This is a genomic window from Desulfobulbaceae bacterium DB1, assembly GCA_001914235.1.
Classification (GTDB): domain Bacteria; phylum Desulfobacterota; class Desulfobulbia; order Desulfobulbales; family SURF-16; genus DB1.
In genome coordinates, this window is sequence record MQUF01000011.1 from 72,462 (window position 1) to 97,254 (window position 24,793).

A 24,793-nucleotide genomic window follows, 5' to 3' on the forward strand; every position below is an offset into this window, starting at 1 on the left:
CAGCAGGCTGTCGCGATTCAGAGACATGCGGAATGGCCGACGATTCGCCTTTGACACGGAGCATCCAAGGATTCCGCGGCCCTCCGGTTGGAAACGACATGATGACGGGAACACGAATTTTTCTGCATGGCCTGGAAAGCAGCAGCCGGGGAACAAAGGCCGGGTTCTTCAAGGCCAACTTCAACGCCATGCTGACCCCCGACTTTACCGGCAGCCTCGACGCGAGGATGACGAAGCTTGAACAGATACTTGCGGCCCAACAGGATATCGTGCTCGTCGGTTCAAGCTTCGGGGGCCTGATGGCAACCATTTACGCCCTGCAACATCCAACCAGGGTTGCGAAACTGATCCTTCTCGCCCCGGCGCTCAATTTCCCCCAATTCCACCCTTGGGAAAACCAAAGAAGCGATGTGCCGTGCACCCTTTTCATCGGGTGCCATGACACCGTGACACCGCCGGACATTGTGGAAAAAACGGCCAGGCGGATCTTTTCCAGCCTCGACGTTCACCTGCTTGCAGACGACCATCTGCTGTCACGCAATTTTCAGGCAATTCATTGGCGGGATTTCCTTTGATTTTTTATTGATCACCGGATTTTGCCGCTTCTCCGCTCGCGCCACACGACAAAAACAGAGGGCACATCGGCGCGCCATTTGGGCAAAAGGGCCGTGATAAAGATCTCCTCCAGTTCCGCGCAGAGAAAGATGATGACGGCCAGGCGAAACGGCCATGACGGTCCGTTGAATATCAGAATCAGGATGCTGCCGCTGAGCAGCACGGCGGAAAGTTTCGCCCCCCAGGTGTGATAACTGGTGAGCCGCCCGAACTTGAAAAAACCGAAAAAAACCGGCAGGGCGAAACCGCTGAGCCCCGCGATGACGAAAACCGCCTCCCTTTGTATGATTTCCGGCCACAACCACCAAACCGACAGGGGCACAGCCATGTAAATTGCCAGGTCGCCCCAACTGTCAAGTTTCGCCCCCAGCTCCGACGCCTGATGAAACTTCCTGGCAAAATAACCGTCCAGGCAATCGGTGAGCAGGGCGATCACTCCGAAGACAAGAAACAATCCGCGTCGATCGGACCAGGCGAAATAAAGCAGAAAAGGAGCGATAACCACACGGGTGAGGCTCAGGATATTTGCAATATTAACCATAAAAGTATAATAATTCTAAAAAGAGACGTTCCACATTCACGTTACGAGCAAAACCGGTAAAGGCCTTGCAACTATACCAGTTTTTTCAGGCTTGCTCTCTCATTTTTAACACCTTCCGGCGACAATGATGTCCCGATAGTCGTCGCCGGAAAAACTTTTCGACTCTTCGCATTGGGGGGAACATCCATGGCAATACCAGGGAATTTTTTTTTACGGGGCCGGAAAATACTCCGTACCGCAGGTGTCATTGCATCATTTTCACTTTTAAGCGGCTGCATGCCGTCTCCGCCCGATGCAACCGGTATTGCCCCCGGCGCGGCTTCATTTGCCAATGCCGCGAATTTCAAGGGGACGACCTCAGCCATGGAACTCGGCAAGCCGGAAAAAACCAAACCCACGGCCCGGCACGGCATAGCGCTGACCAATTTCACTGAAACAAATTTTGTCGGTTCAAACCGCTGCTCCCTGTGTCACGGCAATCTTGTCGACCGGGACGGCCGGGACATGTCCATCAACAACCATTGGCGCTCAACCATGATGGCAAATGCGGCAAAAGACCCTCTCTGGCAGGCAAAAGTTTCCTCGGAAACGACCCGCAATCCCGCCATCCGTAAAGTCATCGAAGAAAAATGCGTTGCCTGCCACATGCCCATGGCCTGGACCCAAGTAAACGCCGACCCTGCCGTTTACGGCCCGGAGGTGGGGGAAAATCCCTATGAAGGCTTTCTCGCCGACAAGACCCGTCTGCACAGTGCGGCCATGGATGGTGTTTCCTGCAGCCTCTGCCATCAGATCCAGGACCATGAACTGGGCAACAAAACAAGCTTCAGCGGCAAGTACACCATTGACACCAAGACCCCGCCGCCCCATCGCGCCGCTTTCGGCCCCTACGAGGAAACCGTTGCCGAACCAATGCAAACCAGCATAGGTTTTACGCCGCTCTACGGCAGCCACACCAACGATTCATCCCTCTGCGCCACCTGCCACACCCTGTATACTCCCTTTCTCGACAACGCCGGCAATATCGCCGGCGAATTTCCGGAGCAGACCCCTTATCTCGAATGGCAGCACAGTGAATTCGCCGAACCCGCCGGAAACCGGCACGCCATCGACGAAAGCGTGGGCACGGTCCGTCTCTGCCAGGAATGCCACATGCCCCATTCCACCGCGGGCGGGGTCATGATCGCCTCTCCGGCTCCCAAGGAGTCCACGGAAAAAGACCACTTTTCCCAGCATCATTTTGTCGGCGGCAATGTCCTGCTGCTCAACATCATGCAGGACAACCTGGAACCACTCCGGATCAGCGCCTCAACCGCGAAAATGGACGACACAAAAGAGCGGACCGTGAATCTTCTGCAGAAAGAAACCGCTTCCCTTTATTTGCTTGCCGGGAAAGTTTCCGGAGACACGCTGGCCGTTACCGTCGGCATCGAAAACAAGGCGGGCCACAAATTGCCCACCGGCTTTCCCTCTCGCCGCACCTGGCTCCATTTCACGGTCACTGACGCCGAGGGCGCAATTGTCTTTGAATCCGGACGGCCGCAACCGGACGGGTCGGTCACCGGCGATGACGGTGACGAAAAAATGGCTTACGAACCACATTATGACCTGATCACCTCCCCGGATCAGGTGCAGATTTATGAATCCGTCATGCACAACACCGACAACCAGGTCACCTTTACCCTGCTGCGCGGGGCGGGCTATATCAAGGACAACCGGCTGCTGCCCCGCGGCTTTGACAAAAAGACGGCGGGCAAGGACATCGCCGTGCAGGGCAAGGCCGCGGCTGATCCGAATTTTATCGGCGGCGCGGACCAGGTGACCTATTCAGTTGCCCTGTCCGGCCACAAGGGCCCCTATACGGTGACGGCACAACTGCTTTATGCGACGGTTTCCCATGCATTCATGCGCGATCTGGCCCGGGATGAAGCAATCATGGAAGTGGGTCGGTTTGTCGGATATTACAACGAGGCGGACAAGACACCGGTGGGAATTGCGGCGGTGCGGGGCATGATTGATTAAGACACGTCGGCCATGGCTGGAGCCCCCGTCAAAAAGGAAGCAACACCAAGAGCCACACCGCCGCCGCCAGAACAAGCACGACAAAAACGGCGGCTGAACCGAGGTCTTTGGCACGGCCGGAAAGGACATGGTATTCCATGCCTATCCGGTCAACCACCGCCTCGACGGCGGAGTTCAGCAGCTCAACGATCAGCACAAGCAGCAGACTGCCGACCAAGAGAGCCCGCTCTGCACCGGTCGCGCCCAGGAAAAGCCCCAGCGGCAGCAGAATAATGCAAAGAAAGACCTCCTGACGGAAGGCCTCCTCATGCCGAAAAGCGGCCTTCAACCCAAGGGATGTGGAGTGAAGCGCGTTGACCAGCCGCCGGAACCCGTGCGCGTTCATCTTTTCCATCATTTCCTGCTGTTCATTATTCATTTCCATTTTTTCCCTTTTGTTCATAGCGGCTCCTTCGCGACCCGCAGAAGCAATTTTTCCATGGTCGTGGAAAAACCACCGGCTATGGAAACCGCGGCAACCTCCCGCAGAACCGGAGCAAGATTAATTTCAACCACCACCCCTCCCTGACGCAGCACCTGCGCCGGGATGAAAGAAGCCGGCGCCACCTCGCAGGAAGTGCCGGCAACCAGCAAGAGATCAGCCTCATGCACCAAACTTTCCGTTTCCAGTAATACACGAGGCGCTATCTGCTCGTCAAAAAAAATCACATCCGGCTTGAGAATATCAGCGCACACCAGGCACCGGGGCGGCATTGTCATCTGCCGTACCCGGGAAAGAGGCTCCCTGGTGCCGCACTTGGGGCAGGTGAAGGTAAAGAAATTACCATGAAATTCAATCACGCACCGGCTGCCCGCCTTTTGATGCAGGCCGTCGATATTCTGGGTGATGACCCCCCGGAGAAGCCCGAGCTCCTCCAGTCCGGCCATGGCCAGGTGTCCCTTGTTGGGCCCGCAGTCGGCAAAGGGGAGAAGCTCTCGGAGCATGTGCCATACCTTTTCCGGATTTTGACGGAAAGCACCGAGCGTTCCGTATTCAAATGGATCGAAGCGGGACCACAAACCGTTTTTACCGCGAAAATCGGGAATGCCGCTTTCGGTGCCGGCACCCGCACCGGTGAGGGCTATGGCTTTCCGGCTCCGTCGCAGCATGCGTGCCGCCGTTTCAATTTCTTTTCCCATCATTTCCCCGGTCATCCATTTTTCTTTTTTCCATCTCACAACCTGATATTTTCCCTTCACATCACTTTCCATCAGTGTAATATAAAAAGAACGGCATCGTAAAAAAATAAACTCTGAGGCAACAGTATGGATCCCTTCAAGAAACACCGGATGAGCACTTTCAATGAAATCGAGAGAGAATTCGGCCGCATGCTCCGTAACATGTCCACCCATCGCATGTTCCCTTACCGGTCGGAAAACCTGATTCCTTCCTGCGACGTCTATGAAACGGAGGGTGAGTTTATCATCTACATGGAGGTGCCGGGCATCGATTCCGACAGGTTGTCGGTCATTGTCAATCATTCCAGCGTCACCGTAAGCGGCGAGCGCGCGCAACCGGTTTTCGACCACACCACCTGCATTCACCAACTGGAGGTGGAATACGGCAGGTTCAAACGCACTCTTGAACTCGAAAGCCCGATCGACGCCGAAGCTGCCACGTCCACCTGCAAAAACGGATTTCTCCTGATCCGTTTGCCGAAGAAAAAATCATCCGGCCACATCAAGGTTTCCATCAAGAGCGAATAACGGGAGAAATTTTCACATGACTGAAGAAAAAAAAGAAACAAAGGAACAGCACGACGCCGCAAATGTCGACCCGATGCAACTTGACATACCCGACGTGCTGCCGATTCTCCCCCTGCATGGGTTTGTTTTTTTCCCGGGCATGGGTTTCCCTCTGCAGGTAAAGAGCCCTTCATCCAAGCAGCTTATTGACGATATCCTGCTCAAGGACAGACTGCTCGGCCTGATTACCCATCACCCCATGGAAGGAGAGCAGCACGAGGTCAAGGGTGAACACCTTTACTCCATCGGTGTCGTCGGCTACATCTACAAACTGGTCAAGGGCAGTGAAGGCGCCTACCATGTGCTGACCAGCGGTTTCAAAAAAATCAGAATTCTCGAATATGTCCAGCAGGAGCCATATCTGGCCGCGAAAGTCGAGGTTCTGGAAATGGACGACACCTTGGATCAGGAGATCGAGGCCCTGGACCTGAATCTGAAAACCCAGTTCAAGAAACTGGCGGAACTGGTGATGCTGCCCCCTGAACTGGTGATGACGGTGGAATCGTTGACCAACCCCTTTCATGCCGCCTATCTTATCTCCTCCCAGCTGCACATTTCCCAGGAGGAGGAACAGGCGATTCTTGAACTCTCAAGCCTGCGGGAACTGTTGAAAAAGGTCACCACCGCCCTGAACAAGCGGCTGGAAACAGCGCAGATGAGCCAGGAAATCCAGAAATCGGTCAAAGAGGATATTGACAAGAAACAACGGGAATTTTTCCTCCGCCAGCAACTGCAGGCCATCCGCAAGGAACTGGGGGAAGACAATGAAAACCTGGACCTGGACGAACTGAAAGCCAGGTTTGACAAGGCGAACTTAAGCGAAGAAGCCCGCAAGGTGGCAAAAAAAGAGCTGGACCGGCTGGGGCGCATCTCGCCCTCCTCGCCGGAATACACGGTGTCCCGCACCTATATCGACTGGATCCTTGATCTCCCCTGGGAAACCTCAACCGTTGACACCCTTGACCTGAAAAAGGCCAAGCAGGATCTGGATCAAGACCATTACGGCCTGGAACGGATCAAAAAAAGAATCCTCGAATTTCTGGCGGTGCGCAAGCTCAAGCAGGACATGCACGGCCCCATCCTCTGTTTTGTCGGCCCGCCCGGGGTGGGAAAAACATCCCTGGGCCAGTCCATTGCCCGCACCATGGGCAGAAAATTCGTCCGTCTTTCCCTGGGCGGCGTCAGGGACGAAGCGGAAATCCGCGGCCACCGGCGCACCTATATCGGCGCCCTGCCCGGCCGTATTATCCAGAGCCTGCGCAAAGCGGGCGCCAAGAACCCACTGTTCATGCTGGATGAAATCGACAAGCTGGGCATGGACTTTCGCGGCGACCCATCATCCGCCCTGCTTGAGGTGCTTGATCCGGAGCAGAACTTCACCTTCAGCGATCATTACCTGGAAATCACCTTTGATCTTTCCAAGGTCATGTTCATCACCACCGCCAATATGCTTGATACCATTCCAGGGCCACTGCGCGACAGGATGGAAGTCATCACCCTGTCCGGCTATACCGAGGATGAAAAACTCCATATTGCCAAAAATCATCTGATCGAACGGCAACTGGACGCCCATGCCTTGAGCGCCGACGACATTGTCTTCACCGATGACGCCATCCGTTCCGTGATCCGTTCCTACACCAGGGAAGCAGGGGTCAGGAACCTGGAAAGGGAGCTGGCCTCGGTCTGTCGCGGGGTGGCCAAAAACATCGTGGAAGGGGAAACAAGCCGGGCAACCATAGATGCCGGCGACCTGGAGCGTTTTCTGGGACCCATCAAATTTTTCCCTGAAACACTGGCCCACTCCTGGGGACCGGGACTGGCCACCGGTCTGGCCTGGACTCCGGTGGGCGGAGAGCTGCTTTTTATCGAGTCCGCCAAGATGAAGGGCACGGGAGCCCTGAAAATGACGGGAAAACTGGGCGAGGTCATGAAGGAATCAGCCAGCGCGGCTCTCACCTATATCCGTGCCCATGCCGGATACTTCAACATCGAGGAGGATCTTTTCGCCGAGAATGATATCCACATCCATGTCCCGGAGGGAGCAACACCCAAGGACGGCCCTTCCGCCGGGGTGGCCATGGTGGTTTCCCTGACATCGCTTTTTACCGAGCAGCCGGTGCGCAAGGATGTGGCCATGACCGGGGAAATCACCCTGCGCGGCGACGTGCTGCCGGTGGGCGGCATCAAGGAAAAGGTGCTGGCCGCCGTCCGTTCCGGCATCAAGGAAGTCATCCTGCCCGAACTGAACAAGAAAGATGTGTCTGAAATACGCGAGTCGGTGCGCAGCAGCATGACCTTTCACTATGTGCGGGACATCAAGGACGCCCTCAAGATCGCCATTGTCGTACCTTCACAGATGTGACCGCACCCAGCGCAGGAGAGTTGCCTGGTCCATGGCGCCGGCCTGCCGGACGATTTCCCGACCATTCTTGAACAACACAATCGTCGGGATGGAACGAATGGCAAACCGCGCGGCCAGGGCCTGCTCCTGTTCCGTGTCAACCTTGGCCAGGCGCACCCGGGGTTCAAGCTCCGCCGCCGCCTGGGCGAATACCGGCCCCATCATCTTGCAGGGACCGCACCACGGCGCCCAGAAGTCGACCACAACCGGGATATCATTTCGTTCGATATGCTTTGCAAAGGTATCATTGGTCAGCGCAACAGGTTGCCCGGAAAAAAGCCTGTTCCGACACTTGCCGCATACCGGACCCTCTGCCGCTTTTTCCACGGCAAGCCGGTTGACGCTGCCGCAAACAGGACACACGACGTGAAGAATGCTCATTTTCCACCCTCAACTTTTCTTATGTTTTTTTTATCAGCATCGCAGCAAACGCATTTTATGAAAATACAGTAAGTCGACAAACAGGGAAATCAAGCCGTTTGCCTCGCCTTTGCTTGCGCTCCGTCATGATTTACGGTACAAGGAAAACGTTTTCCCACCGTTTTTCCCCTTTCAATCACACGTGCATGATACGCGACATGTTTGCCAAGCTTCTCCATCTCTACAACTTCATCGACCAGACAATGGTCATGCTGACCGCCGGATTTCCCAGGGAAGTAACCTGCCGCAAAGGATGTGCCGACTGCTGCAACGCGGTCTTTGATCTCTCCTTCATCGAGGCATCCTACCTGCTGCACATGTTTCGGGCCGTTCCGCCGGCAACGCGGAAAGTCATTCTTGACAGGTGCCGCCGGGCGGAAAGGCAATGGCAAAAGATTTTTCGCGATCACGCCGATCCCTCCTTGGCCCGCATCCGCTGCCCACTCTTAAACGACGGCGGAGAATGCAGTTGCTATCATGCCCGTCCAATCAACTGCCGCACCTATGGAGTCCCTACCATTATCGACGGCGCGGCCCATGTCTGCGGACTGAGCGGTTTTTCCAAGGGCATCTCTTATCCTTCCATAAATCTGGCGCCGCTGCAGAAAAGTCTCTCCGACTATTCCATCGAGACCGCCGGTGCGGACTCCGGCAGGAAACGATGGTCGATCGCGGTTGTCCTGCTCCATCCTGAACAGCTTGCGGTCGGAACAAAACCCTAACAGTTCGACTTTAGCAGATTCCGCCTCCCCTTTTTTTATTTTTCACCCCGCCGCCTTTTTTTGCTATACTGGACTTAACCCGGTCGGCAAATTTCTTTGTTCGGCGTCGGCATGGCGGCACCCGACAGCACGGCCGGTTTCCACCCAAAGGAGACGCAATGAAATATATTAAGATGGTGCTTCTCCCTTTTCTTGCCACAGCCGCCTTAATGACCGTCTACCAGATCGGCAAATTCTACCTTTTTGAAGGCCATTACACCATTTGGCAGTCACACATCATGACCATTTTCTTCACCTCGCTGATCGCCACCACCGTCTCCATCTCCATGGTCAACTGGGTTGAACGGGTCGAAAAAAGCAAACGAGAATTGGCCCTACGGGAGGCCAGACTGAAAACCCTGCAAATTACCATGCACACGGTCCATCATATCGTCAATAATTTCTTGAACAGGTTGCTGCTTTTCAAACTTGAAACCGAGGAGCACGGGACGATCTCCCAGGCTTCCCTGGAAAAACTCGAAGCGGATATTTCGGTCATCAGCAAGCAGCTGGCCGAACTGAGCGAACTTGAGAATCCGGGTAACTCCGAAGAATTTGACAAATTTTTCCCGATGAAGGCACAAAAAAACCAGATGGAAGAGCAAGGTCCATAACCGCCGACAAACACGAGCCGTTATCATATGCGGCAAAAAGCCGCATTTACTTCACGACTGCCGGGCGATATGGTATTTATACCTATTCTTCCAGGTTTTTATTGAATAAAACGAAAATGAATGGTTATTCATTCATAGGCGAGGTCAAAACACAACATTTCAGCAACACCGACAAGCCCGACATCCTTCCTTAACGCCCATTTTTAGCAAAAGGTCTTTATGAAGCAGGATTGGTTTTCATCTCTTTTTCGCCACAGGCAAAAGCAAAAAAGTGTGACCTGGAAATGGTGTCTGGCCATGCATTGCTCCATTTTTGCGCAGATTGACAAACCGATATTTCTGTTGCTTTTCCTTGGACTCAGCTCGCTTCTCCTTCCCCGCCAGGCAATCGGCGCTGAACAGCAAACCCCGCCCCCCTCGGCAACATATGTCGGATCCCTCAAATGCCAACCCTGCCATGAAACGGAATACGACAATTTCGACAAGCATGCAAAAAAAAGCAACTCATACCGCAGTATCGAACGGCTGAAAAAAGGGTTGAGCGAAGAAGACCTCAAGAAATGTTATTCCTGCCATACCACAGGATACGGCAAACCCGGGGGATTTGTCAGTGTTGAGCAAACACCGGAACTGAAAAATGCCGGTTGTGAAGTCTGCCATGGTCCGGGGTCGCTTCATTTAGAAAAAAAAGACCCGTCTTCCATTATCAGGCTGCCGACACTCAACGTCTGCTATTCCTGCCATACATCTGAAAGGTTGAGGGCTTTCAGGTTCACTCCGCTTATTCATGGGGGAGGGCACTGATATGAGCAAATCTCCCGGATTCATCCGCAAACACCTTGACCTGAAAACACTGATCACCATCGGTGTCACCTGCATCATGGGAACGGTTATTTTTTTCAGCATCGTCAACCAACGGGAGCACAGTCGCGAACGAATGATGTCCTATGGACAGGACATGAAATCCCTGACCTATGCCGGCATCAAACATCCCATGGCGGTGGGCGACAGCCCTTCCATCGAAAAACAGCTCTTCGACATTGAGGGAGAGCTGGAAAATACCGAGGTCGTCATCTGTGACTTCAATCAGCGCATCGTCTTTGCCACCCATGCCGACTACATCGGCCGGGACGTTTCCTTTGTCACCGACAACCAGGAAACACTAGACGCGCTCTCCTCCCTGCTCGAGCATTCCATCCAGCCGAAAACCGGATATTTCGAAGAAAAGGCCGACGGCCAGAATTTCCTCACCACCCTGCACATCATCACCAACGACACGGAATGCCACCACTGCCACGGCGAAACCAGAGAAGTCCTTGGCGCCCTGCTGGTCAGACAGTCCACCAATGCGACCTATGCAACGATTGCAACATTGCAGAACCGGACCCTGATTATCTGTCTCATTGGAATCGCCGCGCTGATCGCCTTCATCTCTTTTCTCCTGGCGCGCATGGTGACCAAACCGGTTACGGAACTGGCGGCAAAGGCCAAACAGCTGGCCCAGGGGGATCTGTCCGTTTCGGTGCCGGTCACCTCGGATGACTCCATCGGCGTGCTCAGCAACTCCTTCAACTATATGGTGCTCAGCATAAAAGATCAGATCGAATATGCCAACAGCCTGAAGGAGGCCATCGCCGATCCGCTGATCACCGTGGACACCAACATGGTGGTCACCTTTATCAACCAGGCCTGTGCATCAATCACCGGCTACAGCAAGCAGGAAACCGTCGGCAAACTGACCTGCCGCGACATTTTCCGCAGCGAGATATGCCGGAATGACATATGCGACACCACCTGCCCTTTGAAAAAATGCCTTGTTTCAGGCGAACGGGTGGCCGGCATCAGGACCACCATCCTCAATAAGCAAGGACGGGAAATCCCCATCATCACCAGCGCCAGCGCCCAAAAGGACGCGCACGGCAACATCACCGGCGCGGTGGAAATATTCAGGGACATCTCCATTGTTCTTGAGGCGGAACGGCTGGTATACATCAAAAAAATCGCTGAAAAGGAAGAAGAAGAACGGAAACACCTTGAGTCCCTGGCGGAAAACCTGCTCGGCATCCTGTCCCAGGTGTCAAACGGCAACCTGAAAGTCCGGGCCGCCGGCACCAACGGCCATGACGTCATGGACAAAATAGCGCAGCACATAAATTCAACCCTCGACAACCTGGAAAAGCTCTATCACAAAATCGCCTCCTTCAGCAAGGAAATGGAGCTTGAAGTGGCGCGACGCACCATGATGCTGCGCTCAAAAACCCTGTTGCTTGAACGGGCAAACAAAGAACTGCAGGAACTCGACCGCCTGAAATCATCCTTTCTGGCCAACATGTCCCATGAGCTGAGAACACCGATGAACTCCATCCTGGGCTATACGGATCTCCTGCTGGACCGGGTGGATGGAGAAATAAACGACGAGCAGGAAAAAAGTCTGCTGAAGGTGGAAAACAACGCCAAGCACCTGCTGGAATTGATTAACGACATCCTGGACATGTCCAAGATAGAATCGGGCAAAATGGAGCTTGATATCAACAAAACGGAGCTCAAGGACTTCATGGAATATCTGGCCGTCTTTTTTCAACCGGCCATCCAGGCGAAAAACCTGTATCTGAAATTTGATTTTGCCGAAGATACCCCGCCTGTTTATATCGACAAGGACAAAGTACGACAGATCTTCAACAATCTTCTCTCGAACGCCATCAAATTCACCACCCTGGGCGGCATCATTGTCCATGTCAAACCATCAACCCTGGTCGGCGCCGCCGAGACAACGCCGCTTTTTGTTGAAATCTGCATCGAGGACACCGGCATCGGCATCCAGCCGGAGGATATGGAGAAGCTTTTCGACAAATTTACCCAGATCAATGTTTCCGCCTGCAGGCAGTATGAAGGAACCGGCCTCGGGCTGAGCATAGCCCGGGGCCTGGTTGTCTTGCATCGCGGCGTCATCTGGGCGGAAAGTGAATTCGGCAAGGGCAGCAGATTTTATTTTACCCTGCCGGCCCAGAAAAAAATTCTTGAAAGAACCGAAGAACCGATCATCGAACAGGAGATGGCGGAAACCCTGGCCGAATATTTTGACAAACCGGTCGACATATTTCTCAAAAATCCAATTTACGGCGGCCAGCCGGTCAAGTGCTGGGAATTCCAGCACTGCGGCCAGTCAAGCTGCCCGGCTTACGGCAACAAGGAGCTCCGTTGCTGGCTTATTGCCGGAATTCATTGCAAAGGGGTAAAAGTTGCCAAATTCCCGGAAAAGGCCGCCTTCTGCAAGGGCTGCGACATCATCGAAAATCTTGTTATTGAAGAATGCAAGTTTCAGGACCCGAAAACACTGCTGGAGGGCATCGGTCAAGCCGCCCATGAGCAAGAGGCCGTCACGGAAAAAACCATCATGGCCATTGACGACAATCCCGAGGTGATAGAGCTGATCCGAAAAAACATCGGCACGGAGTACACCGTTGTCGGCCTGTTAAGCGGCCAGGGGGCCGTTGAAACCGCCAAGAAAATCAAACCGTTGGCCATTACCCTTGACATCATGATGCCGGAAAGAAACGGCTGGCTGGTTCTGCAGGATTTGAAACGAAATCCGGATACCCAGGATATCCCGGTTATCATCCTTTCCATCGTTGACGAAAAACAAACAGGATTCAGCCTGGGAGCAGCGGAATATCTGGTGAAACCGATCAACAAAAAAATCCTGCTGCACAAACTGAAAAATATCGAGAAACTCACTCACATTAAAAATATCCTGATTGTCGACAGCGAGCATGACACCTGTGAGCTCCTGGAAAGCGTCCTGCTGGCCGAGGGGTACCAGGTGCGAACCGCGGCAACCAGCGGCGATGCCATGCAGGCGATTAAGGCCTCTGCGCCGGATTTGCTCGTTCTTAACCTGATCATGCCGGACGCCCATGGTTTTGACTTGATCGAATTCGTCAAAAGCAGAAAGGAGATAAAAAGCACCCCGCTTGTTCTGATTACCAACCAGGATTTAAGCGAAGAAGACATGAATGCCCTGAACGGACAAATCCAGGTTACCTTGAACAAAGGAATCCTTTCGGAACAAAACCTGCTTGAAGAATTAAAGAAAACAATCAAGAAAATGTGAGCCAAGACGGCTCAAATGATTCTCCCCCCGGGGATCGCAGGTGACCAATGGCCGAGAAAAAAAAGATTTTGATTGCTGATGACAATCAGGACAGCCGTGAACTGGTGAGAAAAATTCTGCGCAAGGACGACTATCTGCTGCTTGAGGCAATTGACGGGGAAGACGCCCTGCACAAAATCATCGAGGAAAAGCCTGATCTGGTCCTGATGGATATCTCCATGCCGAAAATAAACGGCTACGATCTGACGCGGATGATTAAGTCCGGCGACCAGAAGGACACCACAATCATTGCCCTGACCGCCCATGCCATGAAGGGCGACAGAGCCACCGCCATGGACGCGGGCTGCAACGGCTACATCACAAAACCCATCAATGTGCGGGAATTTGCCGATCAGATCAGAAAATACCTCAACGCTTCCACCGCAAATCAGGCGTTGAGCGATGCGGAAATCGATCTGCACTGAACAGGGGTACGAGTTCTCGCAAAGATCTCTTCCCCGCTGTTTCGACTCACCATGTTTTCTTCGTCACCATGAGCACGAATGCCATGAATCCAAAAGGCAAAATTTTAATCATTGACGACAATGTCGACACGGTTGAGCTCCTGCGCAAACGATTCCTGGCCGAGGGTTATGAGACGGAGGAGGCGTACGACGGAGTGACCGGACTGGAGAAATTCCATACTGCCGAACCGGACCTTGTCATTTTGGACGTCATGATGCCGAATATGGATGGCTATGAAGTCTGCAAAAGGCTCAACCTCAATGGTGCCGCGGCGCATATTCCGATACTCATGCTCACCGCCAAAAGCGAAATCCCGGATAAAATAAAAGGCTTTGATATCGGCGCGGATGATTACATCACAAAGCCCTTTGATTTCAAGGAACTGGCCGCCCGGGTCCGATCGCTTCTCACCCAGAGAACCCTGAATAAACAACAGGCGGAACAGGAAAAACTGCACGCTCTCGATCATGTGGTGGATGAAATCTCCCACGAGGTGCGCAACCCCCTGGTGGCCATCGGCGGCTTTGCCCGGCGCGTCCGGAAAAGCCTGCCCGAGGGCAGTCCGAACTGCCAGTACATGGACATTATTTTGCGCAACGTCGAAGTGCTGGAAAAAATGGTTCACCAGATGATGACCCTGAAAAGCGCAACCTTGAGCTTCATCGAACCAACGGACATCAACGAATTGACAGCAAAAGCCTTGAGCACGCACCACGCGCGAATAGAAAAAAAACAAATCAAAATCAACACGCGATTCATGGAAAATATCCCGCAGATTGCGGTTGATCGGGATAATATGACCCAGGCGATCGCTCATGTCATTCAAAATGCCATTGAAGCCATGGAAGGAGAAGATCGGCGCCTGGAAATCACCACCGGCATGGATGGAGGATATGTCGAAATAGAGATTACGGATACCGGCAAAGGTATCCACAAAGAAAAGATAAAAAATATCTACGATCCTTTTTTCAGCTCAAAGACATACGGTCCGGGACTGGGCTTGACCTTTGTCCTGAAAACAATCCAGAACCACAAAGGCCAGATTACCGTCAGCAGCAAGGCACAGCAGGGATCAACATTTTTGCTCAGACTCCCCGTCAATACCAAACCGACTGAATCCGCCAAACCCGCCTGACAAATTACCACCACCCACCGCAGGGCCGGCAATCGCATTCCCAAACTCGCCGCCTATCTTTTCGGCAAAAATCCTGCCCTCCGGAAATCCGCTCTCCTTGCAGAAATGGAACCATTCGTCGGCAAACCGATTGCAATTTCGCAATCATCCCCGCATCCTCCTCAGCCTTCTCCTTCGCTAACAAACTGATATAACAGCAACAAATGCAGGGTGACAGGGGTGGCACATTAAATGCTCCCTAGAAATATGGAGACATGGCTCACAGAAGAGTAATTCGTTTTATTGTGGTCCATGGTCATCCGGAAATATCCGAGAACAGAGCCAAAGAAAGCGGCACAGGACTGCCCGGCACCCGTTACACGCCTTCTTGCGGTTTTTCCAGCCATTACCGGCGCGACATACTTTTTTTAAAAAAATGGGCGAAATTGTGACCGTTAAAAAAACAAAGAATTGTAACGGATGCGAATCCCTCACTTTCCGCGCAGCAGACTATGATGCATCCCCATCAGCGAATTCCTTCGAACAACTGCAAATACGTCCGGAATCCATCCTGGACAGCATTTCCGACGGAGTTTTCACGGTTGACACGCAACTGCGGATCACATCATTTAATCGAGCCGCCGAAGCGATCACCGGCGTATCGCGGCGCAAGGCCATTGGCCGGCCCTGCGCGAAAATATTCTGCTCCAGTCTGTGCGACACAGATTGCCCGATGTTGAAAACTCTGGCAACCGGCAATCCCACGCTTAACCTTTATGCCTTCATCACCAATGCCGAAGGCTACCAGATTCCGGTCAATGTCTCCACCACGCTTTTACGCGATAAAGAAAACGAGATTGTCGGCGGCGCGGAAACCTTTCAAGATCTGAGCCTGATCGCCAAACTGCCGGAAAATGCCGGAAGCCGGATCCAGGTAAGCGAAATGATAACCCGCAACCCGGCCATGGGCCGGGTAATCAAGATATTACCGCAAATAGCCGCTGCCGGAAAACCGGTGCTTATTGAGGGTGAAAACGGCACAGGCAAAGAAATGGTAGCGCGCGCCATCCACACCTTCAGCCCGCGCCGGGACAAACCTTTTATCCCGATAAAATGCGGCGCTCTTCACGGGGATTTCCCATTTGCAGAGCTCACGAACGATTTCCCGGAAATTTCTCCTCCCCGGAATAATCAGGCAAACCGACTCTGGTTCCCCCCGGGAAGCACGCTCTTTTTTGACGATATCAGCGAAATCGCCCCCCCCGGGCAAAGCCGTTTCCTGGACATGCTCGAGGCAAAAACGGAAATTCCCACTGATGCCGGCGGATCAGGCATCGGAGGAGTGCGCCTCATTGCCGCCACCAGCCGCGACGACCGTACCCGCCAAATTCATTGCATCACCTTGAAACTGCCGCCTTTACGACAACGGAAAGAGGATATTCCGCTGTTGACCGATCATATCCTCAGCCGGGCCAATCTTTTACAAAACAAATCCGTTCACGGTGTCAGCCCGGAAACGATGGCCTTGCTGATGGCTTATGACTTTCCCGGCAATATCAGCGAACTGAAAAACATTATCATTCACTCGTTCAATGAATGCGACGAAGGCTTTATTTGCCCGGCGCATCTGCCTGCGGAATTACAAAAAAATCCTGTGACGGCACTCAAATCATTCGACATTGAAAAGGCGGTGCAGGCAACAGAGGCGCAGACAATTATTGCCGCCCTCAAGCGCAACAATTATAACCGCAAGGCCGCGGCGCGGGATCTCGGCATTCATAAAAGTACATTTTTTCGCAAGATTAAACATCTTGGGATCATTCTGCCGCAAACGGATGGCCGTTTCCGTCTGTCCGCATCCGGCAGCTGCAAATAATCCACGGGGAATTTGCCGTTTATCGCCAGGCAAAACCCTGGAATTGCGCCCATCAAATCGATCATTGCAAAATTGCAAACTTTCTTGCGTTGCACCATTGCATACTCGCAAGCACACACAGCGCGATAATGAGTCGCCGCTTCTCGCAATATCTTGATATCACTCATTAAACCAACGAGTCGCGTTTCTGGCACACAAGATGCATTTACTATGAAGTAAAGACGACCTCGATCCTGCAACAAAGGAGAATCGAGGCGGGCAAAGGCGGGATCAGGGACGCCTGATCCCGCGGCAAGACCGCGGCCCCAAAAACAGCAGAACTTTTTAAATTGAAAAATAGAGGAGGAACGCCATGAGTCAATATCTAATTCTTCTCGCGATCATACCGTTAGCCTGTTTTCAACTGACAAAAATTTACAGAATGCGGAACAGATGGCTGATTAACGGCATTGCAACGGGCTTGGTAATTGCTCCGGTAAGCTTCGGCCTGCTGCAATTCACCTATATTCCGGTAATAGGGAAAGTTCTCGGGTTTATCGGACTTATCGCCAATCTTACCCATGGATCAATCGGTTACTTCTGCCTGGTTGGGAGCGGAATCATTGCTCCGACCGCACTGATCACGGCAACCGAGCTTGTTATGATCAATCTGGTGAACGCGGTTCTTTTCTCATACTGTTACGGTATGATCGGCTACGCCATTGATCGGAAACTGGAAGAAGAAAGCACCGAAACAGAGCATGTTCGGGTAATTCTCTAAGCAACAGCCGATTCCCATGACATCACGGCATGATTCGACGCGATACCGCCAATCTCAAACATGGCGGTATCGCTTTGCCGATCAAATCAAACCCTAAAAACCACAACAATTGACAACGTGAGACGATTTATGACAAAGACACAATATTCCCCCCAGGACGATACCGCTTCTCTCAGCCGTTCAACCCCGGACATAACCGATAGATATGACAGTGATCGTTTGGTTCTTTCCCTCATCATGGGCATGGCGGCTCTCATCGGCATCTGGGCACTCTTGTGCATGATGGCCGGCATACTCAACCTCGGCGGAATCACCGAACTGGGCGCGAGCTGGTTTTCCGCGATAACCGGCAGATAAAACAACCGCTGCTTCCCGACAAACCGCCACATTCAGGACACACCCATGCTCTATCAACCACAACTCTTCGTTTATATGTGGTTTTTACCGGTTACATTTTTCATCCTGCTGCCGTTTGCCTTCATGCTGTCCACTATGTTCATCACCTTTGCAACAAGGGCGGCAGCGATTCGACCCAAACAAGAAAATCGTAACGCAAGCGAAGGGGAGTTGATAATACAAGAAAGCGACCCCATTGACAAAAGACTCCACCCCCGATTCCGCATCGCCGGGATATCCGCTGATGCCTCAAACGGCATTGACTTATGCACCGGACTGGCCTGCAATATATCCCGTTCCGGCATAGGACTCATCGATATACCGGAAAAATTTGCTCAAAATCCCGGCAACCTCTCGGTTGTCATTTCCGGTCGCCAAAAAATATTCAGAATGGTGATACAGCCGCAATGGCACCAGGCAATCGGACAACGAAAACGTCTCGGCGGAAAAGTTGTCTCCCCCCCCGTCGGGTGGCCTGAGTTCATACAGCACTATGAATCCATATTCAAGGGCCTTGGCAAGGGCCTCTCAACCACTGGTTTATCCGGCTTTTCACCTGTCGATTCTCCATGAAATTCCACCTCCCCCGCTGCTTCTTTTGCCGCCCCGTCATCACCCGAAGACAATCTTTCAACCCCGGCCGCGCACTGATGTGCCTTTCCGTGCGTCCCCTGATCCGCCCTGTTCAATGAAAAAAACTGTTTTTTCTTGCCCGGACAGGTTGCCGCAGGGTTGCAATCTTGCACCTCTGTATCTGCCGAATGGTTGCAGAAATGCAACCCTGCCTTGGCGGCCCGACGGCAACGGCCACGTAACACGCCGATAAGAATCAAAAAACATAAAATAAGAAAATGGCACATAAGATGCAAATACTCTCAACAAATGCATACGATGTTTCTCACGTGAACTGTTGTTGAAAAAGATCGAACACTTTTTACCAAGGCCAGGGAACAGATACCCGTGACCAAAACGCCCACCACGCTGCTGATGTTTGCGTTATCTGTTCACCGGGCCACGTCAATTGGAGATGAAAAGACCATGAAGAAAATGACGAAATTATTCCTCCGTTATGGCTTGTCAGTTGTTTTCGCCTGCGGTGTCGGCTCCTCTGCCGCCCTTGCAATTGAAAACTCCGAATGCATGGAATGCCACAGCGACTCATCACTGTCCAAGGAAAGCACGGACAACATTTTACGAAGCGAAATCACGGTCGGCCTGTACGTTGACGAAGAAGCCTTCAACCGCTCCGTTCATCATCAGAACGGCATCACCTGCGTTGATTGTCACTCTGACATTGAAGAACTCAACTTTGACGAGGAACTCCCCCACAAGGCATACCTGGAGCCCGTCTGCTGCGCCAACTGTCACGAGGAAGAGGGAAACGCCTTCAAGAACAGCGTCCACATGGAAATACTGAAAAAAGGCATCACCATGACCTGTTATGCCTGTCACGGCTATCATGATGTCATGCCGATGGAGGCAGCGCTGCTGGCGGAACGGGAAAACAGTTACTGCCTGAAATGCCATAACCCATACCAATACCACGAATGGCTGCCTGCCCGGGAATCACACTTTGCCTTTGTTGAATGCATCGTCTGCCATGCCCCGGACGTGTCCCAGCAGATCAACCTCACTTTTGTCGATCTCCTCACCAACAAACTTTCCAAGGGTGCGGAAATCATCAAAATCCTCGGGATCGAGTATGACCAATTCATGCCCATGATCGACACAAACAAGGACAACATCATCAACCAGGATGAATTCGACACCCTGATTCTCATGCTCCGACAAAAAAACATCCATGCCAGTTTTCATGCGGAACTGGTCGCTGATTTAAAACCTGAAGCCCATCAGGTAAAAAGGGGAATGGCGGAAAAAACGTGTGAGAAGTGCCATATCGAGGATTCACCATACTTCAATGCGGTCTTTCTGCCGCTTATTCGGGAAGACGGCTCGGTGGACCGCTATGAGGTGGACCGACAGGTTCTCGGCAGTTACAACCTGAACCACTTTTACCTGATGACCGGCACCAGGGTGAAGATGCTTGACATGATAGGATTTCTGCTGATTGCCGGCGGAGCCGGGGTTGTCCTGCTCCATTTTATCATGCGGATTGCAACAATGTCGGCCCGTCGAAAAAATGATCACTGAACAGCCAAAATTGACGAAAAATATCTCCCTGAGAAGAAGCTGAAAAAAACGAGGAGGATCAACTCATGAGTAACGAAAAACTTATATATGTCCATCCGGCACCGGTCCGCATCTGGCATTGGATTAATGCCGCCGGCTTTGTCGTCCTGATCATTACCGGTTTTCAAATCCGCTATGCCGATATCTTGACCTGGATGCCCCTCCGGGATGCGATAACCATCCACAATTATGTCGGGTTCGCCGTCATTATCAATTATTTCCTCTGGCTTGGCTACTATGTCGGTTCCGGCAAGGTTAAAATTTATATCCCGAATCTGCGGACCTTTGTCGCCAAGTCCATAACCCAGATGACCTACTACGGGTATGGTTTCTTCAAGGGCGCCCCCAATCCGCATTCCATGACCCCGCAAAACAAATTCAATGCCCCCCAGCAGAATGCCTATCTTGTCATCATGCTGCTTCTTCTGCCGGCGCAGATGATATCCGGCGTGTTTCTCTGGAAGGTGAAGGGGTATGCCAATTACATCAACATGCTGGGCGGGATCAAGGTTATCGACACCATCCACGTGGCCCTGTTTTTCATCTTCAGCTCCTTCATCCTGGTGCATTGCTATCTCGCGACTTTAGGACATACGCCGCTTGCTCATTTCAAGGCCATGTTTACCGGTTACGAGGAACATCATTAAGTCCCCGGCACACGATGGCGCATGTGCTTGTTTGTTCCCCTGATTTGCATCGCGGCGTCTCCGGAGACGCCGCGATGCACGGAGAAAAATTGATGACGCACATAAACGGACAAAAAAACAGAAGAAAGTTTCCCCGCTTCAAGGCCGTAAACGATCTCTTTGTTCTCCATGAAGATTTCGGCAAGATCATTGAGATCGGTATTGGAGGCGCCGCATTTACTTATGTCGAGAAGGATCGTCCACGTAATGGCGGGTCCGCGCACGGGACCCTTTTCTCGCGCGAGGATGACTATCTGGTGGAGCTTCCCTTCCGAACCGTTTACGATACAATCCTCCGTCAATCCTCCTTCCATAAATTGCATATCAGAAAACGGGTCGTCGTCTTCGAGCAACTTTCCGATCGGCAACTGGAAAAGCTCGAAAAATTTATTCTGGACAACATCCCAATCCCCGGCGCAAACAGGCCGTCCGGCAGTTCCTGAAAACATCAAGCCGAACGGCGGTTTCCCTGCACGACCACACATCGGCGTTGAGTGAAACCGCGCCATGACCAGATGCCCGCCATTGCCCGAATTTTTTCTGCCGCATTTTCCTCCTTCCCCGCCAATCCACACTGTTTCCCAAACATATCCAGCGAATATTGCACAAATTTTACACATAAGGTAATATTTCAAATAATGGTTGATTCGACATCATGATACCGGGTAACGTCCATTCATGATCAGCCGGCTCCCCCCTTGCCGGCGGCTTCGTTCCCTCTCAACTGAAGCGTGAGCGAATAACAGGTATTTTCCATGGCCCAATTTGCCTTCCCCCAGAAAAAAAAGGGACAGAGAAACCATGAAATGGATTTTCCAAATTCGTCCGCCGGTCACCCCATGAAAAAGGACGAAAAAAACACCGCGCCGCAAAACGCCGGCCACGCCAGGCGCCGGGAGAAAGACCGCGGCCCCATCAAGGATATCAAGGCGACATATTGCCCGGATCCCAAGAAGATGGTGCACAAAGGTGTTTCATTCAGTGAAGCCATCCTCGAATCCATCGTCCATGGCGCCTTTACCGTTGATCGTCATTTCAACATCACCTCCTTTAACCGCTCCGCCGAAAATATCACCGGGTTCAAACGAAACGAAGCGATCGGCATGAAATGCTATCATGTCTTCCGCGCCGACATCTGCAAAGACCACTGCGCCTTGAAAAAATCGATGGAGACCGGCCGGGATGTCTGCAACCAGATGGTTACCATCAAGGACATTGACGGGGACGATGTCCAGATCACCGTTTGCACCTCCGTACTGCACAACGACAAACTGGAAATCGTCGGCGGAGTGGAAACATTCCGGGATATCTCTGCCATCGTGCGATTGCGCCAGGCGATATCGGGAAAATACTGTTTTCATAATATCATCAGCAAAAACGAGAAGATCCAGAAAATTTTCTCCACGCTCCCCAGCATTGCGGCCAGCGACAGCACCGTTTTGATTGAAGGCCCCAGCGGGTCGGGTAAGGAACTCTTTGCCAAGGCAATACACACCCTGGCAAAACGGCAAGGCAAATTCGTCGCCCTGAACTGTGCGGCCCTTCCCGACACCCTGCTTGAATCGGAATTATTCGGCTACAAGAAAGGGGCATTTACCGGCGCAAACAGCGACAAGCTCGGCCGTTTTGCCCTGGCGGAAAAGGGAACGATTTTTCTCGATGAAATAGGGGATATTTCGCCCGCGCTGCAGTTGAAGCTGTTGCGCGTCCTGCAGGAAAAAGAGTACGAGCCGCTGGGAGGCACCGAAACCCTGAAAGCCGATGTCCGGGTTATTGCCGCCACCAATAAAAACATCAAAGAGCAGATTGACAAAGGAGCTTTCCGCGAGGATCTGTTTTTCCGACTCAATGTCATAAAAATCACCCTTCCGCCTCTTTCCGAGCGAAAAGAGGACATTCCTCTTTTGACCCAGCATTTTATCGATAAATTCAATGCATTGCAGCAGAAGAACATTGAATCCGTTTCCCCCAAAGTCCTCAATATTCTCATGAGCTACGATTATCCGGGCAATATCCGTGAACTGGAAAACATCATCGAATACTGCTTTGTTCTCTGTCAGGGAAACTCCATCGATCCCGAGTGCCTGCCGGAAGGGATCAGGGAGTCAATTCCGACAGACTCCGACGTCGGCCATCCACCCGAGGCAGCCCAACCGCTGTCAACCGCCGAAGCGGCAACGATATCCGCCGCCCTGCGCATGTTCAACGGCAACAGAGGGAAAACAGCCGAGCATCTCGGCATTGAAAAGACAACCCTCTGGCGCAAAATGAAAAAATACAACATTCATTACCCGGTAAAGAAAAAGCCGCCGGCTGTGCCGGAAACCCTGCCCCGTGAATCGGGGTCGGAAAAAACAGGTGAATCAGATGCAGGGATCAGGAAAAAGATCCTGATCGTTGACGACAATCAAGACAGCCGTGAACTGGTACGAAAGATACTGGCAAAAGACGGCTACCGCCTGTTTGAAGCGGTTGACGGGGAAGATGCCCTCCATAAAATCATCAAGGAAAAACCGGATCTCGTGCTCATGGACATTTCCATGCCCAAGATCGACGGCCTGGAACTGACCCATCGGGTAAAAAAAGACGAAGAACTGCGCGACATCAAGATCGTCGCCTTAACCGCTCATGCCCTGCCGCAAGACAGGGAGCGGGCGCTTTCCCTCGGCTGCCTCGACTATATCACCAAACCGATCAATGTCAGGGAATTTGCCGGACTGATCAAACGGCTCCTGACGGACTTTCCGCCAAATCAGCCATGACCGCCAAGGAAAAAATACTCATCATTGACGACAACCTGGACACCGTTGAACTGCTGCGCAAACGATTCCGCGCCCAGGGATATGACACCGATGAAGCATATGACGGCATGCAGGGACTGGAAAAAATACATGCGTTTACCCCGGATATCATCATTCTCGACGTCATGATGCCGAAGATGGACGGGTATGAGGTCTGCCAAGCCCTGAGCAAAGATGAATCCGTCAAACACATCCCGATCATCATGCTTACCGCCAAAAGCAATGTGCCGGACAAGGTGAAAGGTCTCGATATCGGCGCTGATGATTACATCACCAAGCCTTTTGATTTCAAGGAACTGGAAGCAAGGGTGCGGTCATTGCTCGCCAAGAAAATTGAAAGCGATGAAATGGCGGAACAGGAGAAATTCACCGCCCTTGATCACTTCCTTGATGAAGTTTCCCACGAAGTACGCAACCCCTTGGTCGCCATAGGAGGATTTGCGCGGCGGGTGAGAAAAAATCTGCCGGAAGACAGCAAAAACCGCCAATACATGGATGTCATCCTGCAGAATGTGGAAGTGCTTGAAAAAATGGTGCACAAACTGATTTCCCTGAAAAGCGCCACCCTCTGTTACCGGGAATCTTCCAATATCAATGAAATAGTGAGCAATGCCGTCAGCACCTACCGGCACGAAATGGAAACGAAAGAAATCACCCTTGACACCCATTTCATGGAAAATCCGCCCCTGATCTGTGCCGACCAGGAAAATATCACCATGACCATTGCCCACATCATCGAAAATGCCATCGAAGCCATGGATGGCGCGAAAAAACGCATTCTCACCCTTACCACCGGGGTCAACGAAGGCTATTTTGAGATCCAGATAACAGACACCGGCAAAGGCATCGGCAAGGACAAGATAAAAAACATCTACGACCCTTTTTTCACTTCAAAAACCTACGGCCCCGGCTTTGGCCTCACCTTTGCGCTGAAGACGGTGCGCAGCCACAAGGGTATCATCTCGGTTGAAAGCAAGGAAGGAGAAGGAACCTCATTCATGATCAGATTACCTATTCGGTCGATGATTTCCTGATCAGCCAAAACATCCGCCGCCGCGGCAGGGTGTTCATGCCGGCAACAGAATATTTTTTTGCAGGTCAAGGCTGGAAATGAAAGAAGAGGCGGTTCCGGAAAAACACCCGGCAAGGCAAGCAAGGACGGCTGGAGATCCGCGGCCTTCGGCGGAAAGATCCCG

At 52.3% G+C, this 24,793-nt stretch carries 24 protein-coding genes; 19 read left to right on the plus strand and 5 right to left on the minus strand.

All coding sequences use genetic code 11. From position 1 onward, the window contains the following. Positions 1 to 101: 101 nt before the first annotated feature. Positions 102 to 575 carry a hypothetical protein gene (locus BM485_10965; GenBank protein ID OKY75015.1) on the plus strand — a complete coding sequence of 158 codons (474 nt, stop codon included), beginning with the start codon at positions 102 to 104 and terminating at the stop codon, positions 573 to 575. Positions 576 to 586: 11 nt separating this feature from the next. On the opposite strand, the gene BM485_10970 is transcribed toward BM485_10965, so the two are convergent. Together BM485_10970 and BM485_10975 are read right to left on the minus strand one after the other, a co-directional pair. Beyond that, the gene (locus BM485_10970) at positions 587 to 1,156 is read right to left on the minus strand and encodes a hypothetical protein (GenBank protein OKY74949.1); all 570 of its coding nucleotides are present in this window, start codon (positions 1,154 to 1,156) and stop codon (positions 587 to 589) included. 71 nt (positions 1,157 to 1,227) lie between these two features. Beyond that, positions 1,228 to 1,434: a hypothetical protein gene (locus tag BM485_10975; protein OKY74950.1), complete on the minus strand. Its 207-nt coding sequence runs from the start codon at positions 1,432 to 1,434 to the stop codon at positions 1,228 to 1,230. Between BM485_10975 and BM485_10980 the strand changes: the two genes are divergently transcribed. Further along, positions 1,433 to 3,178 carry a hypothetical protein gene (locus BM485_10980; protein OKY74951.1) on the plus strand — a complete coding sequence of 582 codons (1,746 nt, stop codon included), beginning with the start codon at positions 1,433 to 1,435 and terminating at the stop codon, positions 3,176 to 3,178. The genes BM485_10975 and BM485_10980 overlap by 2 nt on opposite strands. 28 nt (positions 3,179 to 3,206) lie before the next feature. Here the strand turns inward: BM485_10980 and BM485_10985 are convergent, their stop codons facing one another. Further along, positions 3,207 to 3,572: a diacylglycerol kinase gene (locus BM485_10985; GenBank protein OKY75016.1), complete on the minus strand. Its 366-nt coding sequence runs from the start codon at positions 3,570 to 3,572 to the stop codon at positions 3,207 to 3,209. A 44-nt stretch (positions 3,573 to 3,616) separates the two neighbouring features. Then, on the minus strand, positions 3,617 to 4,372 hold the full coding sequence (locus tag BM485_10990; protein OKY75017.1) for a hypothetical protein: 756 nt from the start codon (positions 4,370 to 4,372) through the stop codon (positions 3,617 to 3,619). 111 nt (positions 4,373 to 4,483) lie between these two features. Here BM485_10990 and BM485_10995 point away from each other — a divergent pair, with 111 nt between their 5' ends. Continuing rightward, complete coding sequence (locus BM485_10995; GenBank protein ID OKY74952.1) at positions 4,484 to 4,924, plus strand: hypothetical protein; 441 nt, start codon at positions 4,484 to 4,486, stop codon at positions 4,922 to 4,924. Between the two features lie 73 nt (positions 4,925 to 4,997). Then, complete coding sequence (locus tag BM485_11000) at positions 4,998 to 7,325, plus strand: endopeptidase La (GenBank protein OKY75018.1); 2,328 nt, start codon at positions 4,998 to 5,000, stop codon at positions 7,323 to 7,325. Here the strand turns inward: BM485_11000 and BM485_11005 are convergent. Continuing rightward, complete coding sequence (locus BM485_11005) at positions 7,314 to 7,745, minus strand: thioredoxin (protein ID OKY74953.1); 432 nt, start codon at positions 7,743 to 7,745, stop codon at positions 7,314 to 7,316. The genes BM485_11000 and BM485_11005 overlap by 12 nt on opposite strands. Positions 7,746 to 7,942: 197 nt before the next feature. On the opposite strand from BM485_11005, the gene BM485_11010 reads away from it, so the two are divergent. The 15 genes from BM485_11010 (at position 7,943) to BM485_11080 (ending at position 24,631) form a co-directional block, all read left to right on the plus strand. Further along, on the plus strand, positions 7,943 to 8,506 hold the full coding sequence (locus BM485_11010; protein ID OKY74954.1) for a hypothetical protein: 564 nt from the start codon (positions 7,943 to 7,945) through the stop codon (positions 8,504 to 8,506). A gap of 158 nt (positions 8,507 to 8,664) precedes the next feature. Further along, entirely contained in the window at positions 8,665 to 9,159 is a 495-nt protein-coding gene (locus BM485_11015; GenBank protein OKY74955.1) for a hypothetical protein, read from the plus strand. Positions 9,160 to 9,456: 297 nt separating this feature from the next. Next, positions 9,457 to 9,963 carry a hypothetical protein gene (locus tag BM485_11020; GenBank protein ID OKY75019.1) on the plus strand — a complete coding sequence of 169 codons (507 nt, stop codon included), beginning with the start codon at positions 9,457 to 9,459 and terminating at the stop codon, positions 9,961 to 9,963. 1 nt (position 9,964) lies between these two features. Further along, on the plus strand, positions 9,965 to 13,270 hold the full coding sequence (locus tag BM485_11025) for a hypothetical protein (GenBank protein OKY74956.1): 3,306 nt from the start codon (positions 9,965 to 9,967) through the stop codon (positions 13,268 to 13,270). A gap of 47 nt (positions 13,271 to 13,317) precedes the next feature. Next, the gene (locus BM485_11030; protein OKY74957.1) at positions 13,318 to 13,734 is read left to right on the plus strand and encodes a two-component system response regulator; all 417 of its coding nucleotides are present in this window, start codon (positions 13,318 to 13,320) and stop codon (positions 13,732 to 13,734) included. Between the two features lie 83 nt (positions 13,735 to 13,817). Then, positions 13,818 to 14,909: a hypothetical protein gene (locus tag BM485_11035; protein ID OKY74958.1), complete on the plus strand. Its 1,092-nt coding sequence runs from the start codon at positions 13,818 to 13,820 to the stop codon at positions 14,907 to 14,909. A 526-nt stretch (positions 14,910 to 15,435) separates the two neighbouring features. Further along, positions 15,436 to 16,764, plus strand: a complete 1,329-nt coding sequence (locus tag BM485_11040; GenBank protein ID OKY75020.1) for a hypothetical protein — start codon at positions 15,436 to 15,438, stop codon at positions 16,762 to 16,764. 352 nt (positions 16,765 to 17,116) lie between these two features. Next, on the plus strand, positions 17,117 to 17,524 hold the full coding sequence (locus tag BM485_11045; GenBank protein ID OKY74959.1) for a hypothetical protein: 408 nt from the start codon (positions 17,117 to 17,119) through the stop codon (positions 17,522 to 17,524). Positions 17,525 to 17,653: 129 nt separating this feature from the next. Next, positions 17,654 to 17,881: a hypothetical protein gene (locus BM485_11050; GenBank protein ID OKY74960.1), complete on the plus strand. Its 228-nt coding sequence runs from the start codon at positions 17,654 to 17,656 to the stop codon at positions 17,879 to 17,881. Positions 17,882 to 17,926: 45 nt separating this feature from the next. After that, positions 17,927 to 18,493, plus strand: coding sequence for a hypothetical protein (locus tag BM485_11055; protein ID OKY74961.1), 567 nt, complete (start codon positions 17,927 to 17,929; stop codon positions 18,491 to 18,493). 387 nt (positions 18,494 to 18,880) lie between these two features. Further along, positions 18,881 to 20,071, plus strand: a complete 1,191-nt coding sequence (locus BM485_11060) for a hypothetical protein (protein ID OKY74962.1) — start codon at positions 18,881 to 18,883, stop codon at positions 20,069 to 20,071. Between the two features lie 65 nt (positions 20,072 to 20,136). Next, complete coding sequence (locus BM485_11065; protein ID OKY74963.1) at positions 20,137 to 20,757, plus strand: cytochrome B; 621 nt, start codon at positions 20,137 to 20,139, stop codon at positions 20,755 to 20,757. A 14-nt stretch (positions 20,758 to 20,771) separates the two neighbouring features. Continuing rightward, positions 20,772 to 21,239 carry a hypothetical protein gene (locus BM485_11070; protein ID OKY74964.1) on the plus strand — a complete coding sequence of 156 codons (468 nt, stop codon included), beginning with the start codon at positions 20,772 to 20,774 and terminating at the stop codon, positions 21,237 to 21,239. A gap of 312 nt (positions 21,240 to 21,551) precedes the next feature. Beyond that, complete coding sequence (locus tag BM485_11075; GenBank protein ID OKY74965.1) at positions 21,552 to 23,558, plus strand: hypothetical protein; 2,007 nt, start codon at positions 21,552 to 21,554, stop codon at positions 23,556 to 23,558. Further along, positions 23,555 to 24,631 (plus strand): hypothetical protein, encoded by a 1,077-nt coding sequence (locus tag BM485_11080; GenBank protein ID OKY74966.1) that lies wholly within the window; start codon positions 23,555 to 23,557, stop codon positions 24,629 to 24,631. The genes BM485_11075 and BM485_11080 overlap by 4 nt, the downstream gene beginning before the upstream one ends. The last annotated feature ends 162 nt before the right edge of the window (positions 24,632 to 24,793 follow it).